Below are 14,583 nucleotides of genomic sequence, written 5' to 3' on the forward strand. Positions count from 1 at the left end.
TCCCGGCCAGCCCGCTCTGCCCATGGCCCTGTGTCACGCCCCTTGCGCCGTACCCGTGTGCCACGGCCCAGCGCCAAGCCTGTTGCGCCGCACGTGTGCGTCACGGCCCTGTGCCCCGCCCGGTGCCAAGCCTGTACGCCGCGCTCGTGCGTCGTGCGGGTGTGCCACGACCGAGCGGCACACCCGTGCGCCGCACGCACCCCTGTGCCGCCTCCGCGTCAGCCCGTGGTCACCGGGGTCGACGGTGGCAGGGTGGTGCCCGGGCGGGAGCGGAGTTCCCCGGTGCACTCGTAGCGGCGCAGCGCCGTGTCGTCCGGGCCGCCGAGGACGACGGAGCCGTCCCCCTCGGCGGCGGCCGAGTCGGACAGCGTGCACACGATCTGTGCGAGGGCGTACGGGGCGAGGCCGGCCGGCGCGCTGCTCAGCCGGAGCGTGTCGGCGGGGTCACGCGGGCGCGGCCCTTCGGCTTTCAGGCCGTCCGGGACGTGCGTGGTGTACCCGGCCGCCTTCTCGCCGGCCGACGGCGGCGCGGCGAGCTGGTCGAGCAGCCCTTGGGCCACGATCACCCGCCGTTGCGCGTCCGCGGTGCCCTCCGGCACCCGTACCGTCCGGTCGACGGTCACCAGCGACGAGCCGCACAACAGGAACACCTGTACGGGCACGCCGCGCGAGGACTGGATGGTCAGGTCGGGCTGGGACAGCGAGCAGGGCACGCGGGAGGGCGCGCCGCCGAAGTCCGTGGGCACCTCGGTGGGCCGGATCCCGCACCCGGCGAGCAGCAGGCCCAGGGCGGTCAGCGCCGCCGGCAGAAGTCGGCGTGCGTTCATCAGGTGGCCCCCTCCGCGCCGTTCTCCTCGTCCCGCTCGCCCTCGGTGCGCTCCTCGGCGAGCGCGGAGGCGTCCCGCGGCAGCCGCAGCGTGAACACCGCTCCGCCCTCGGGCGAGTTGGCCGCGGTGATGTCGCCGCCGTGGATCTGCGCGTTGTTCAGGGCGATGGACAGCCCCAGGCCGCTGCCCTCGGAGCGCGGCCGGGACGCGCTCGCCTTGTAGAAGCGGTCGAAGACGTGCGGCAGGACGTCCTCGGGGATGCCCGGCCCGTGGTCGCGCACCTGGATGACGATCTCGGCGGGCCGCTCCGCCTCCGCGGCCGACGCGCGCACCGACACCCGCACCGGCGAGCCGCCGTGCTTGAGCGCGTTGCCGATGAGGTTGGCGAGGATGACGTCCAGGCGGCGCGGGTCGAGCCGGGCGTGGATGCCGCGCTCGGCGTCCAGCTCCACGGCGTCCAGCCAGGCGCGGGCGTCGATGCAGGCGGTGATCTGGTCGGCGATGTCGACGTCGTCCAGGACCAGCCGGGCCGTGCCCGCGTCGAAGCGGGTGACCTCCATCAGGTTCTCGACCAGGTCGTTCAGCCGCCGGGTCTCGCTGACGACGAGCCGGACCGCCGGCTCGATCATCGGGTCGAGGCCGCCGCTCTCGGAGTCCAGCTCCTCCTCCAGCACCTCCGTGACGGCGGTGATGGCGGTCAGCGGCGTACGCAGCTCATGGCTCATGTCCGCGACGAAGCGGCGGGAGGCCTCGTCGCGGGCGGCCATGTCGGCGACCCGTTTCTCCAGCGCCTCGGCCGCCTTGTTGAACGTGCGGGACATGTCGGCGAGTTCGTCGGTGCCGGACACCCGCAGCCGGGTGTCGAGCTTGCCCTCGCCGAGCCGGCGCGCGGCGACTCCCAGCCGGTGCACCGGTTTCAGCACCGTCGTGGCGGCGGCCTGGGCGAGGAGAGCGGCACCGATGAGCGCCAGTCCGGTGGCGATGCCCAGGGACCAGGCCAGCGAGTTGAGGTCCTTGGCCTCCGGCTCCAGCGACTTGAGCATGTAGCCGGTCGGGCCGCCGCCGATCACCCGCGTGCCGGCCACCAGGTACGGCGTCCCGTGCATGACGATCCGCTGCCAGTACAGGTGGTAGGGCGCCTTGTTGGCGGAGGAGAGCGGCTGCTGCCTGTTCACCGCGGTGCGCAGCGAGGCGGGCACGTCCTCCAGCGAGAAGCCGTTCAGCCCGCCGGAGTTGCCGTACAGCGTCCTGCCGTTCGCGTCCTGGCCGACCAGCAGCACGCTGAAGCGCTGGCTGCTGCCGGCCATCTGACCGGCGGTGTGCTGGAGTTGGTCCTGCGTGGTGTGCACCGGCAGCGCGCCCGCGCGGTTCTGCACCTCCTGCTGGAAGTCGCGCAGCGCCGCGTCCTGGGCGCGGGTGAGCACCGCCTCGCGGTTGAGCCAGTACGCGATCCCGGACGCCGACACGGCCGCGGTCAGCGCCACCAGCGCGAAGACCACGACCAGCCGCAGACGCAGACTGCTGAACCGCAGCCGGGACAACGTTCCCCTGCGCCCCGAGGCCCAGCCCCGGAGCTCGTCCCGCTCGTCCGTCACTGAGGCGCGTCCAGGCGGTAGCCGACGCCGCGCACGGTACGGATCAACGTCGGGGACGAGGGCACGTCCTCCACCTTGGCGCGCAGCCGCTGCACACAGGCGTCGACGAGCCGCGAGTCGCCGAGGTAGTCGTGCTCCCACACCAGCCGCAGCAGTTGCTGCCGGGACAGCGCCTGCCCGGGCCGCCGGCTCAGCTCCAGCAGCAGTCTCAGCTCGGTCGGGGTCAGCTGGAGGTCCTCGCCGTTCTTCGTCACGGTCATCGCCGCCCGGTCGATGACGAGGCTGCCGAAGGTCGCCGAGTCGTTCGCCTCCCGCTCGCCGCGCCGCAGCACGGCCCGGATCCGGGCGTCCAGCACCCGCCCCTGCACGGGTTTGACCACGTAGTCGTCGGCTCCGGACTCCAGTCCGACCACCACGTCGATGTCGTCGCTGCGCGCGGTGAGCAGAATGATCGGCAGTTGGTCCGTGCGCCGGATGCGCCGGCACACCTCGAACCCGTCGATGCCGGGCAGCATCACGTCCAGCACGATCAGGTCCGGCCGCTGCTCGCGCAGCAGCTTCAGACCGTCCTCACCGCTGGCAGCGGTGGCCACCCGGTGTCCCTGGCGCGTCAGTGAGAGCTCCAGGGCCGTTCGGATGGCGTCGTCGTCCTCGATCAGCAACAGGGAAGGCACGGGCCTCATTCTGGCCCATGCGGGGGTGGGGTTTCGACACCTGGAGCGCTCCCGCACATCTCCCACGAATGACGACCGTCACCAAGACCCCTGTACGACCCCGCCTCGTCGACGGCTGCCTCCCGCCCACCGGCTTGGCGATGGATCACTACGCGATCACGTCACTGGACTCCGCGCGCGTTCAACCGGATCGCCTCGCCGGACCTTTGTTTCCGCGCAGCAGCCTCCTGAAAGGCCATTGATCACAAATGAAGACAAGCCCCAGTTCTCATCGATTCAAGCCGGACCTGTTCACCGCCGACAGGGTACTGGGCAGCGCAGCTGGATCGGCATGGCGGCGCCTGAGACAGGAGGAGATGTTTGTGCGATTCGCGGTCACTGTTCTTCGTCCGCAGGGGTATCAGCATTGGGAAGCGTTCAAAGAGGTCGCTGAAACCGTGCATTTTGCATTGCTGCGTCTAGGTCATGACAGTGTACTGACCCACGATCCTCGTCTGCCGGGCCGCAGGCACATCATTTTCGGATCCAACCTTCTGGGGAATTATCCGAACCCGGCGGATGTCCTGCCGGAGAAGTCCATCCTGTATAACTTGGAGCAGATTTCCGCTGGTTCCCGTTGGGTCACACAGGGTCTGCTGGATTTGTTCCGAAAGCACACGGTGTGGGACTACAGCGCTCGTAATATCGCCGAACTCGAGCGCTTGGGGGTGGGCGAGGTCCAGCATGTCCCCATCGGCTACGTTCCGGAGCTGGAGCGGATGCAACCAGTGGCGGAGGAGGACATCGACGTGCTGTTCATCGGCTCATTGAACGAACGCCGCCTCGCTCCGATCCGGCACCTCGCTTCGGAGGGGCTCAATGCCGTCGCCCGGTTCGGCCTCTATGGCGAAGCGCGCGATGCCCTGCTGGCCAGAGCGAAGATCGTGTTGAATGTTCACTTCTACGAAGCCAAGGTCTTTGAGATCGTGAGGGCTTCCTACCTGTTGGCGAACGGCAGGTTCGTAGTGTCCGAGCGCGGCTGTGACACCGCAGAGGAATCCCGGTTCGATTCAGGTCTGGCCTTCACCGACTACGCGAAAATCGCCGATACATGTCGCCACTACCTCCAGCGTGCTGATGCGCGACGGGCCCGGGCAGAGGCAGGCAGGGAACTCATGCGCTCGAATCCTGCCACCGATCTTCTGCGTCCCGCTGTCGCTGCCCTGTAGCGGTAGCCGCGGCTCGCCGCGGCACGTGGTGACCTCCACCCCGCTCGCCGTCCCCGACTCCAACGCGGTGGCCGGCCGCGCCAACGCCCCACGCGGCTTCTTCTGCAGCGCGTCGGCGAACACCTCGCGCCCACGGGTTCCGGGCGCGCTGTGACAGGTCTGTGACAGTCGGCGGACACGGTCATGAAGTGACCACGGCAATCTTTTCGGCACGGGGCAAGGAAGCAGGACGGAACACCGGAACTCCACGACGGGGGGCGCCAATGAACACACTGCACAGCACCAGCCACAGCGCAGTGGTCACGCGTCTGCACGACGTGGCCCGGTCTCCGGAGAAGTCCGGTGCCGTGAGCGGGCGGGGGTGCGCTCGCGGCACCGGGCGTCAGCACACCGCGTATGCGCAGCAGGGGATACAGCCGCGCATAACGGTGGTTGACGCGCACACGGGGGAAACACACGGGGGAACCGCGTACGGGGAGGGGCCGGGGGAGCACCGCGCGCTGTCGGAGGCCGTAGACGCCGAAGCGGCGTTCACCGCCTACGTCCAGGAGCGCCGCGCCTCCCTGTACGCAACCGCCTACCACCTCACCGGCGACCGCTTCGAGGCCGAGGACCTGCTGCAGAGCGCGCTGTTCTCGACCTACCGGGCGTGGGACCGGATCAGTGACAAGGCGGCCGTCGGCGGATACCTCCGCCGCACCATGACCAACCTGCACATCAGCGCCTGGCGGCGCCGCAAGCTCAACGAGTACCCGACCGAGGAACTGCCGGAGACGCCCGGCGACACGGACGCCATGCGCGGCACCGAGCTGCGCACGGTGCTGTGGCAGGCGCTGGCCCGGCTGCCCGAACTCCAGCGCACCATGCTGGTCCTGCGTTACTACGAGGGCCGTACGGACCCGGAGATCGCGGACATCCTCGGCATCAGCGTCGGCACGGTGAAGTCCAGCATCTGGCGGTCCCTGCGCCGGCTGCGCGAGGACGAGGTCCTCAGCTTCGGCCGTGACCGTGAGGAGTCCTTCGGCGAGCTTGTCGCCTGAACCGACCGAAGGGCAGCGGGGAACGGGGGAAACCGGGGGAACCGGGGGAAGGGGAAAACGGGGGGAACAACGGGGACTCGGGGAACGGGGGTATCCCTGGGGACACGGGGGAAAATGGGGGAGCACCAAGGGAGCGGGACTGGAGGACCGGGGGGTCTGTCCAGTCCCGCTTTCGCGTGCGCACACGCGTTGACGCGCGAGAGCCGCGTACGAGGAGAGGGGGTACGAGGCATGTACGCCCTTGTGCCGTACGCCGGTTACGCGGCCGTCCGTGACTGTGCCTGCCGACCCGCCGCCGCGGCGGCCAGCCGCCCCAGGGCCTCGTCCCGGTCGCAGGCGTGGGCGCCCAGCGCGACCTGGCGGGCCACGATCGACCGCTCGGCGCGCATCAGCCGCCAGCCCCGGCGCAGCAGGAACGGGACCGACTTGCGGCCCTCCTTCAGATCCCGCAGGAAGCGCCGCCGGAAGGTCCTGGCCGGTCCGCGGTTCAGGCACAGCGCGTCGGCCAGGACGCCGAGTTCCCGGCAGCGCCCCACGATCTCGGCGGCGAAGATGCCCTCCGCGATGAACAGCGGGGTGCGGCCGATGTGCAGTGTGTCCTCGCCGGTGCGGGCGCTCAGCGAGATGTCGTACACCGGCACGTTCGTGGTGCCCGTGGCGCACAGCCGGCTGATCGCCGCGACCGCGGCGTCCGCGTCCCACGAGCCGGGGTGGTCCCAGTCGATGTCCGAACTTCCCGCCACCAGCGGCAGGGTCGGATCACCGGCCTCCTTGTAGAAGTCGTCGAGGCGCAGCACGGGCAGTCCGGAGCGGGCGGCGACCAGGGACTTGCCCGAGCCCGAGGGGCCGCACAGCAGCACGACACGGGCGGGTGACGGGGGATGAAGGCTCACGGAACACCAGTTTGACGCATGGTGGCCCGCCTGCCGACCCCGCGGGTCGGCTTTGGAACGTGGCTTACATCTCAACTACCGTGTGCGCTGTTTCCGTTACCCACCGCATCCGTAAGGCGGCACCAGCAATGGCTCGACACGCGTCCTCCCCCCAGTCCACCGTCCGGCGCGTCCTGGTCGCCGTCGCCACCGCCGGGGTCGCCCTGGGCGTGGGCGCGACAACGGCCTCGGCGGACATTCTCCCGGGCGGGGGCGAGGGCCGCCTGCTCGGCTCTCTCGGCAAGGGTGACCCGCAGACGGGTGTCCAGGCACTGACCGGCACGGTCGGCCACACCACCGGAACGGTCACGGCCCTCAAGCCCAACCCGCTCGCGGGCACCGGCGTCGACCCGCTCGACAACGGCGTCGGCACCCAGCTCGCCGACTTCCAGCCGGTCAGCTCGAAGATGCTCACAGGCCCGGTGGCTCAGGCCCCGTCGGTGGGCGCCGTGCCGGTCGTCGGGCAGCTGCTCGGGTCGGTGCGCTGACACGCGCGCACACGGAGAGCCGCGCCTCCCCCGGACGGAGGGGAGACGCGGCTCTCGTCTGTGCGGGGCGCCGCGGTGCGGGCCCCGGGCGGCTCAGTACGACGAGCCGGAGGCGCCCAGGGAGCCCGTCGGGTGCCAGACCGTCTTGGTCTCCAGGAAGGCCGTCATGCGGTCGATGCCCGGCGTCGCGGCGTAGTCCACAGGCTGTGGACGAAGGACGCGCTTGAGGTTGTCCGCCGCCGCGACCTCCAGCTCCTTGGCCAGCTCCGCGTCGGCGCCCGCGAGGTCGATCGCGTTGACGTCCTGGTGCGCGGCGAGCGGGGCGGCGATCTCCGCCGTACCGCCGGACAGGACGTTCACGACACCGCCCGGCAGGTCGGAGGTGGCCAGCACCTCGCCGAGGGAGAGCGCGGGGAGCGGGTGCTTCTCGCTCGCGACCACCACCGCCGTGTTGCCCGTCGCGATCACCGGGGCGATCACGGAGACCAGGCCCAGGAACGACGACTCCTGCGGGGCCAGGACGGTCACCACGCCGGTCGGCTCGGGGGAGGAGAGGTTGAAGTACGGGCCCGCGACCGGGTTGCCGCCGCCCACCACCTGGGCGATCTTGTCGGTCCAGCCCGCGTACCAGACCCAGCGGTCGATCGCCGCGTCGACCTGCGCGGCAGCCCTGGCCTTGGACAGGCCCTCCGCCTCGGCGACCTCGCGGACGAACTGCTCGCGGCGGCCCTCCAGCATCTCCGCGACGCGGTAGAGGATCTGGCCCCGGTTGTACGCGGTCGCGCCGGACCACGCGCCGAACGCCTTGCGCGCGGCCACGACCGCGTCACGGGCGTCCTTGCGGGACGACCGCGGTGCGTTCGCCAGCCAGTTGCCCTTGGAGTCGCTCACCTCGTACACCCGGCCGCTCTCGGAACGCGGGAACTTGCCGCCCACGTACAGCTTGTAGGTCTTGAGGACCGAAAGCCGCGGTTCGGTCGTCGCCCCAGACTTCTCGGACTTCTCAGACATCGAGGTACGCCTCCAGGCCGTGCCGGCCGCCCTCGCGGCCGAAGCCCGACTCCTTGTAGCCGCCGAACGGCGAGGTCGGATCGAACTTGTTGAACGTGTTGGACCAGACGACACCGGCGCGCAGCCTGCTCGCCACCGCCAGGATCCGGGAGCCCTTCTCCGTCCAGATGCCGGCCGAGAGCCCGTACGGGGTGTTGTTGGCCTTGGCGACGGCCTCGTCCGGGGTGCGGAAGGTGAGGACGGAGAGCACCGGGCCGAAGATCTCGTCACGGGCGATGGTGTGCGCCTGGGTGACGCCGGTGAACAGCGTCGGGGCGAACCAGTAGCCGCTCTCGGGCAGTTCGCAGGCGGGCGACCAGCGCTCGGCGCCCTCCGCCTCGCCCTGGTCGGCGAGCGTGGTGATCCGGGCCAGCTGCTCGGCGGAGTTGATCGCGCCGATGTCGGTGTTCTTGTCGAGCGGATCGCCCAGGCGCAGGGTGGAGAGCCTGCGCTTGAGGGAGTCCAGCAGCTCGTCGTGGATCGACTCCTGCACCAGCAGGCGCGAGCCCGCGCAGCAGACCTGGCCCTGGTTGAAGAAGATGCCGTTCACGATGCCCTCGACGGCCTGGTCGATCGGCGCGTCGTCGAAGACGATGTTGGCGCCCTTGCCGCCCAGTTCGAGGGTGAGCCTCTTGTCCGTGCCCGCGACCGTGCGCGCGATCGCCTTGCCGACGGCCGTGGAGCCGGTGAAGGCGACCTTGTTCACGTCCGGGTGCGCCACCAGCGCGGCGCCCGCGTCGCCGTAGCCGGGAAGGATGTTGACGACACCCTTCGGCAGGCCCGCCTGGCGGCAGATGTCCGCGAAGAACAGCGCGGAGAGCGGGGTGGTCTCGGCGGGCTTGAGCACGACCGTGTTGCCGGTCGCCAGGGCCGGGGCGATCTTCCACGCCAGCATCAGCAGCGGGAAGTTCCACGGGATGACCTGGCCGGCCACGCCGAGCGGCTTCGGGTTCGGCCCGTAGCCCGCGTGGTCGAGCTTGTCCGCCCAGCCGGCGTAGTAGAAGAAGTACGCGGCCACCAGGGGCAGGTCCGCGTCCCTCGTCTCCCGGATCGGCTTGCCGTTGTCCAGCGTCTCCAGGACCGCCAGCTCACGGCTGCGCTCCTGGATGATGCGGGCGATGCGGAACAGGTACTTGGCGCGCTCGGAGCCGGGCAGCGCCGACCACTTCGTGAAGGCCTTGCGGGCCGCCTTGACCGCGCGGTCCACGTCCGCCTCGCCGGCCTGGGCGACCTCGGACAGCACCTCCTCCGTGCTGGGGGAGACCGTCTTGAAGACCTTGCCGTCGGCGGCCTCGGTGAACTCGCCGTCGACGAACAGGCCGTAGGACGGCGCGATGTCGACGACCGACCGGGACTCGGGAGCCGGTGCGTATACGAAGGGGGAAAGCGGGTTTTCCGTGTTCATGGGGCTCAGTCCACCGTCACGTAGTCGGGGCCGGAGTAGCGGCCGGTGGCCAGCTTCTGGCGCTGCATCAGCAGGTCGTTCAGGAGCGAGGAGGCGCCGAAGCGGAACCAGTGGTTGTCCAGCCAGTCCCCGCCGGCGGTCTCGTTGACCAGCACCAGGAACTTGATCGCGTCCTTGGAGGTGCGGATGCCGCCGGCCGGCTTCACGCCCACCTGCACGCCGGTCTGCGCCCGGAAGTCACGGACGGCCTCCAGCATGAGCAGCGTGTTGGCCGGGGTGGCGTTGACGGCGACCTTGCCGGTGGAGGTCTTGATGAAGTCGGCGCCCGCCAGCATGCCGAGCCAGCTCGCGCGGCGGATGTTGTCGTACGTCGACAGCTCGCCGGTCTCGAAGATGACCTTCAGGCGGGCGCTCGAACCGCAGGCCTCCTTCACGGCGGCGATCTCGTCGTACACCTTGAGGTACTTGCCGGCGAGGAACGCCCCGCGGTCGATGACCATGTCGATCTCGTCGGCGCCCGCGGCGACCGCCGCGCGCACGTCCGCCAGCTTGATGTCCAGCGGCGCCCGGCCGGCCGGGAAGGCGGTGGCGACCGAGGCGACCTTCACGGTCGAACCGGCCACGGCCGCCTTCGCGGTGGCCACCATGTCGGGATACACGCAGACCGCGGCCGTGGCGGGGGCCGTACGGTCCGTCGGGTCGGGGTGGACCGCCTTGGCGCCGAGCGCCCGGACCTTGCCCGGGGTGTCCGCGCCTTCCAGCGTCGTCAGGTCGACCATCGAGATGGCGAGGTCGATCGCGTACGCCTTCGCGGTGGTCTTGATGGAACGGGTGCCGAGCGAGGCGGCGCGCGCCTCCAGGCCGACCGCGTCGACGCCGGGCAGCCCGTGCAGGAAGCGGCGCAGCGTGCTGTCGGACGCGGTGACGTCAGCGAGAGGGGGTGCAGTGGTGGGCATGGTCACCAGGCGAGCATATCTACGCGCGTAGCGGCTGTACACCCCCGGGGCTCATCTTGTGGCCCGGCCGATATCCGCACCGTGACCCGTGCTCCGGCACCGCGGATGAGGCCGCCCGCGGACGTCGGGCACAATCGGGGCCATGACGACGCCCGAGCACGAACCCCCCGCGCCGCAGCCCTCCGCCTCCGCGTACGAGGACCGGGTCCACCGGTCGTCCGCAGGCATCGCGGGCGGTGTCCTGCTGCTCGCCATCATCCTGTGGCTGGGCATCGACGCGCTGGTCGCGGGCGAGGGCCGCACCCCGTGGCTGGCTCTCGCCGGGATGATCCTCGCGGTGCCGCTGGTGGTCGCCTTCACCCTGCGGCCCGCCGTGTACGTCAACGCCGACCGGCTGCGCGTCCGCAACCCCTTCCGCGTGATCGTGCTGCCCTGGGGCCAGGTCTCCGGGCTGCGCTCCGGCTACTCGAACGAGGTGCTGGACCGGTCCGGCACCAAGTACCAGCTGTGGGCGGTGCCCGTCTCGCTGCGGGGGCGCAAGCGGGCCGCCCGCCAGGAGGCGCGGGCCGCCGCCACGGGCGAGCGCGTCGCGGGGACGGGCCGGTCCGGCGGGCGCGGCGGTGGCGTCCTCGGGTTCGGCGGGCCGGGCGCCGGAGGCGACGGGCCGATCCGCGCGGCGGGCGACCAGTTCATGGACGATCTGCGCGAGCTGCGGGACACCCGGGAGAACGCCGAGGCGGCCCAGGGCGAGGTGACGGTCCGCTGGGCGTACGAGATCGTGGGCCCTGCGCTGGCCGGCGCGGTGGTGCTGGCGATCCTGATCGCGCTGGGCTGAAGCGCGCGGGCGATACGCCGGTACGCCGGCAGGTCGCCCGACGGCGTGTCCGTGCGTCCGCAGGCCGGACTGCCTGAGCCGGAACGGGTGCCCCTCCACCGGTGGAGGGGCACCCGTTCCGTTTCGCCGCGGGCCGGGCCGCGGGTCAGATGCCCGCCGCCTCCGACAGGTCCCGCTTGATCGACGCCAGCAGGGCGTCGGCCTTGCCGCGGGCCGCCGGGAGGTCGGCGTGGGTGCCGACCGGGATCACGACCTCCAGGTAGCACTTCAGCTTGGGCTCCGTGCCGCTGGGGCGGACGATGACGCGGGCACCGTCGAGGGTGTAGCGCAGGCCGTCCGTGGGCGGCAGCCGGTCCGTGCCCCGGGTGAGGTCCTCGGAACGGGTGACGGGCAGGCCCGCGAGCGCGGTCGGGGGCTGCTCGCGCAGGCGCCGCATCGCGTCGGCGATCAGCGAGAGGTCCTTGACGCGGACCGAGAGCTGGTCGGTGGCGTGCAGGCCGTGCTCGACGGCGAGGTCGTCCAGGAGGTCCAGCAGGGTGCGGCCCTCCTCCTTGAGCCGGGACGCCAGTTCGGTGATCAGGAGGGCGGCGGTGATGCCGTCCTTGTCGCGTACGCCGTCGGGGTCGACGCAGTAGCCGAGGGCCTCCTCGTAGCCGTAGCGCAGACCCTCCACGCGGGCGATCCACTTGAAGCCGGTGAGCGTCTCCTCGTGGGGCAGGCCCGCCTTCCCGGCGATGCGCCCGAGGAGGGAGGAGGAGACGATCGACTCCGCGAAGGTGCCGGTCACGCCGCGGGAGACCAGGTGGGCGGCGAGCAGGGCGCCCACCTCGTCGCCGCGCAGCATGCGCCAGTCGGTGCCGTGCCCGACGGCCACCGCGCAGCGGTCGGCGTCGGGGTCGTTGGCGATGATCAGGTCGGGCTCGGTCGCGCGGGCCCGGGCGAACGCCAGGTCCATCGCACCGGGCTCCTCCGGGTTGGGGAACGCGACGGTCGGGAAGTCCGGGTCCGGCTCGGCCTGCTCGGCGACCAGCTCCGGGGCCGGGAAGCCGGCCCGGGCGAACGCGGCGAGGAGGGTGTCCTTGCCGACGCCGTGCATCGCCGTGTAGACGGTGCGGGCCGTGCGCGGCGAGCCGGGGGCGAGGACCGCGTCCGTACGGGCCAGGTAGGCCTCCAGGACGGAGTCGTCGAGGATGTCCCAGCCGGAGTCCGGGCGGGGCACCGCGGTGAGTGTGGTGATCGCGTCGATCTCGGCGGCGATTCCGGCGTCCGCCGGGGGCACGATCTGGGAGCCGTCGCCCAGGTAGACCTTGTAGCCGTTGTCGCGGGGCGGGTTGTGGCTGGCGGTGACCTCCACACCGGCGACCGCGCCGAGGTGCCTGATGGCGAAGGCGAGGACCGGGGTGGGGAGGGGGCGGGGGAGCACGGCGGCGCGCAGTCCGGCGCCGGTCATGACGGCTGCGGTGTCGCGGGCGAAGTCGGCGGACTTGTGCCGGGCGTCGTAGCCGATGACGACGAGGCCGGCGTTCTCGTCCCCGTGGGCGGTCCCGTTCTTCTTCAGGTACGCGGCGAGGCCGGCGGCGGCGCGGATGACGACGGAGCGGTTCATGCGCATGGGCCCGGCGCCGAGTTCGCCGCGCAGGCCGGCGGTGCCGAACTGGAGCGTGCCGGTGAAGCGGGCGGCCAGCTCCGCGGTGCTCTCGGTGGCCCCGGTGTTCGCGGCTTCGAGGAGCCGGGCGAGTTCGTCACGGGTGTCGGCGTCGGGGTCCTCGGCCAGCCACGCCTTGGCCCGTGCGATGAGGTCGTCGTGCACGTTGGGGTCAGCCTCTCGTGAGTTTGTCGGCCTGGGCCGTCTGCCTCCGGCGAGTGGGTGCCGGGGCACCTGGGATGCGTTGGGGGCGGAGCCGTGGGGCGCGTCCGGCCGCCGCGCGCGAGCGTACTGCCCGGGGTTTCGAGGCCGCGCCGGGCGGAGACCGCCGGGCGGGCACGAAGTGTGGGGCAGGGGCCGCCGGCACACCCCACGGCCCCTTCCGCAGTCCGGCGGCTCTCCCTTCGTGGGTGCCGCCGGTCGTTCGGCGTGCCGCGGGGTGGCGGGGTCTACAGGCGGCCCAGCACCTGGCTCAGCAGGGAGCCCATGCGGGTGGCGCTGTCGCGGCCCGCCTGGAGGACCTCCTCGTGGTTGAGGGGCTCGCCGGTCATGCCCGCGGCGAGGTTGGTCACCAGGGAGATGCCGAGGACCTCCGCGCCCGCCTCGCGGGCGGCGATCGCCTCCAGGACCGTGGACATGCCGACCAGGTCCGCGCCGATGGTGCGGGCCATGCGGATCTCCGCCGGCGTCTCGTAGTGCGGGCCGGGGAACTGCGCGTAGACGCCTTCCTCGAGGGTGGGGTCGACCTCCTTGCACAGGGCGCGCAGGCGCGGCGAGTACAGGTCGGTGAGGTCGACGAAGTTGGCGCCGACGATCGGCGAGGTGGCCGTCAGGTTGAGGTGGTCGCTGATCAGCACCGGCTGGCCGGGGCGCATGCCCTCGCGCAGGCCGCCGCAGCCGTTGGTGAGCACGATCGTCTTGCAGCCGGCCGAGACGGCGGTGCGCACGCCGTGGGCCACGGCGGCCACGCCCCGGCCCTCGTAGTAGTGGGTGCGGCCCAGGAAGACCAGCGCGCGCCGGTCCCCGATGCCGTACGAGCGGATCTTGCCGCCGTGGCCCTCCACCGCCGGCGGCGGGAATCCGGGCAGCTCGGTGACCTGGAACTCGGCGTCGGGGGTCCCCAGGGCGTCGACGGCCGGTGCCCAGCCGGACCCCATCACGAGGGCGACGTCGTGGGACTCGGCACCCGTGAGTTCGCGCAGGCGCGCGGCAGCGGCGTCGGCGGCGGCGTACGGATCGCCCTGGATGTCGTCCGGAAGAAGAGATGCGTTCACGCGGATGAGCGTAGCCGGTATTCGCCTACGCGCGTAGATGCCAGTGGTCACGGCAATGCGATCGTTGTCTTGTCGTTTCCGGCGAGGAGTGGTGCCGGGGAGCCCGCTCAGGCCTTCGTTCAGGCCTTCACGAGCCCCGCGCCGCTCAGCACGGCCGCTTCCGCAGCTCCATCACATAGTCGTGGGGTGCCCCCGCCGACTCCGCCGCGTCCGCGATCTCGCCGAGGTAGCGGGCGGAGGGGAGACCGCCCTCGTAGGCGTTGAGGACGTAGACCCAGGCCCGTTCCTCGCCGTCCAGGGTGTGGACGCGCACGCGTGCGCGCCGGTAGACGTCCATGCCCACACCGACCCAGCGGTCGAGGGCGTCCTCGTCCATCGGGGCGATGTCGTACAGGGCCACGAAGACCTGGGAGATCGGATCCTCGACCAGGGTCGCCAGCGCGCCCTCCCAGCTCACCTGCTCGCCGCCGAAGGTCAGCCGCCAGCCGTTCAGCCAGCCCGTGGCACGCAACGGCGAGTGCGGGGCGCGGCGGGACATCAGCCGCGCGTCGAGATTGCCGGCGTATGCGGCATAGAGCGACATGCGTCGAGCGTACGGCAGCCGCGCACCCGCCTCACGGGTCCCAGGCGCAACGGGAGAGTCCGGCACCGAGC

15 protein-coding genes are annotated in these 14,583 nt (G+C 71.6%); 5 read left to right on the plus strand and 10 right to left on the minus strand.

Annotated features, from left to right (window positions below; translation table 11 throughout):
- Positions 1-218 precede the first annotated feature (218 nt).
- The 3 genes from ACWEK3_RS18775 to afsQ1 are packed head-to-tail and all read right to left on the minus strand — an operon-like array spanning position 219 to position 3,096.
- Positions 219-827, minus strand: coding sequence for a hypothetical protein (locus ACWEK3_RS18775; protein WP_390723283.1), 609 nt, complete (start codon positions 825-827; stop codon positions 219-221).
- Positions 827-2,422: an ATP-binding protein gene (locus ACWEK3_RS18780; protein WP_450547361.1), complete on the minus strand. Its 1,596-nt coding sequence runs from the start codon at positions 2,420-2,422 to the stop codon at positions 827-829. Before ACWEK3_RS18780 ends, ACWEK3_RS18775 begins: the two co-directional genes overlap by 1 nt.
- The gene (afsQ1, locus tag ACWEK3_RS18785) at positions 2,419-3,096 is read right to left on the minus strand and encodes a two-component system response regulator AfsQ1 (protein WP_037868090.1); all 678 of its coding nucleotides are present in this window, start codon (positions 3,094-3,096) and stop codon (positions 2,419-2,421) included. Before afsQ1 ends, ACWEK3_RS18780 begins: the two co-directional genes overlap by 4 nt.
- Positions 3,097-3,344: 248 nt before the next feature.
- Between afsQ1 and ACWEK3_RS18790 the strand changes: the two genes are divergently transcribed.
- From ACWEK3_RS18790 to ACWEK3_RS18800, 3 genes are all read left to right on the plus strand, one after another.
- Positions 3,345-4,304, plus strand: coding sequence for a hypothetical protein (locus ACWEK3_RS18790; RefSeq protein ID WP_450547360.1), 960 nt, complete (start codon positions 3,345-3,347; stop codon positions 4,302-4,304).
- A gap of 25 nt (positions 4,305-4,329) precedes the next feature.
- Complete coding sequence (locus ACWEK3_RS18795; protein ID WP_450547359.1) at positions 4,330-4,458, plus strand: hypothetical protein; 129 nt, start codon at positions 4,330-4,332, stop codon at positions 4,456-4,458.
- 109 nt (positions 4,459-4,567) lie between these two features.
- Positions 4,568-5,344 carry a SigE family RNA polymerase sigma factor gene (locus tag ACWEK3_RS18800; RefSeq protein ID WP_361415834.1) on the plus strand — a complete coding sequence of 259 codons (777 nt, stop codon included), beginning with the start codon at positions 4,568-4,570 and terminating at the stop codon, positions 5,342-5,344.
- A 257-nt stretch (positions 5,345-5,601) separates the two neighbouring features.
- On the opposite strand, the gene ACWEK3_RS18805 is transcribed toward ACWEK3_RS18800, so the two are convergent.
- The gene (locus tag ACWEK3_RS18805) at positions 5,602-6,237 is read right to left on the minus strand and encodes a uridine kinase family protein (RefSeq protein ID WP_365424159.1); all 636 of its coding nucleotides are present in this window, start codon (positions 6,235-6,237) and stop codon (positions 5,602-5,604) included.
- 128 nt (positions 6,238-6,365) lie between these two features.
- On the opposite strand from ACWEK3_RS18805, the gene ACWEK3_RS18810 reads away from it, so the two are divergent.
- Positions 6,366-6,764, plus strand: a complete 399-nt coding sequence (locus ACWEK3_RS18810; protein WP_453250149.1) for a hypothetical protein — start codon at positions 6,366-6,368, stop codon at positions 6,762-6,764.
- A 93-nt stretch (positions 6,765-6,857) separates the two neighbouring features.
- Here ACWEK3_RS18810 and ACWEK3_RS18815 read toward each other — a convergent pair whose 3' ends face one another.
- The 3 genes from ACWEK3_RS18815 to deoC are packed head-to-tail and all read right to left on the minus strand — an operon-like array spanning position 6,858 to position 10,175.
- Positions 6,858-7,775 (minus strand): aldehyde dehydrogenase family protein, encoded by a 918-nt coding sequence (locus ACWEK3_RS18815; protein WP_361415828.1) that lies wholly within the window; start codon positions 7,773-7,775, stop codon positions 6,858-6,860.
- Positions 7,768-9,219, minus strand: a complete 1,452-nt coding sequence (locus tag ACWEK3_RS18820) for an aldehyde dehydrogenase family protein (protein WP_453250150.1) — start codon at positions 9,217-9,219, stop codon at positions 7,768-7,770. Before ACWEK3_RS18820 ends, ACWEK3_RS18815 begins: the two co-directional genes overlap by 8 nt.
- Before the next feature lie 5 nt (positions 9,220-9,224).
- Positions 9,225-10,175: a deoxyribose-phosphate aldolase gene (gene deoC, locus ACWEK3_RS18825; protein WP_453250164.1), complete on the minus strand. Its 951-nt coding sequence runs from the start codon at positions 10,173-10,175 to the stop codon at positions 9,225-9,227.
- 142 nt (positions 10,176-10,317) lie between these two features.
- On the opposite strand from deoC, the gene ACWEK3_RS18830 reads away from it, so the two are divergent.
- Positions 10,318-11,010, plus strand: a complete 693-nt coding sequence (locus tag ACWEK3_RS18830) for a PH domain-containing protein (protein ID WP_361415824.1) — start codon at positions 10,318-10,320, stop codon at positions 11,008-11,010.
- 145 nt (positions 11,011-11,155) lie between these two features.
- Here ACWEK3_RS18830 and ACWEK3_RS18835 read toward each other — a convergent pair whose 3' ends face one another.
- The 3 genes from ACWEK3_RS18835 to ACWEK3_RS18845 all read right to left on the minus strand — a co-directional run bounded on the left by ACWEK3_RS18835 (position 11,156) and on the right by ACWEK3_RS18845 (position 14,512).
- On the minus strand, positions 11,156-12,820 hold the full coding sequence (locus tag ACWEK3_RS18835) for a phospho-sugar mutase (RefSeq protein ID WP_450543490.1): 1,665 nt from the start codon (positions 12,818-12,820) through the stop codon (positions 11,156-11,158).
- A gap of 284 nt (positions 12,821-13,104) precedes the next feature.
- On the minus strand, positions 13,105-13,929 hold the full coding sequence (locus ACWEK3_RS18840; protein ID WP_450543488.1) for a purine-nucleoside phosphorylase: 825 nt from the start codon (positions 13,927-13,929) through the stop codon (positions 13,105-13,107).
- A 145-nt stretch (positions 13,930-14,074) separates the two neighbouring features.
- Positions 14,075-14,512, minus strand: a complete 438-nt coding sequence (locus ACWEK3_RS18845; RefSeq protein WP_361415818.1) for a gamma-glutamylcyclotransferase — start codon at positions 14,510-14,512, stop codon at positions 14,075-14,077.
- Positions 14,513-14,583: the final 71 nt, after the last annotated feature.

Source organism: Streptomyces sp. NPDC004721 (genome assembly GCF_053601495.1).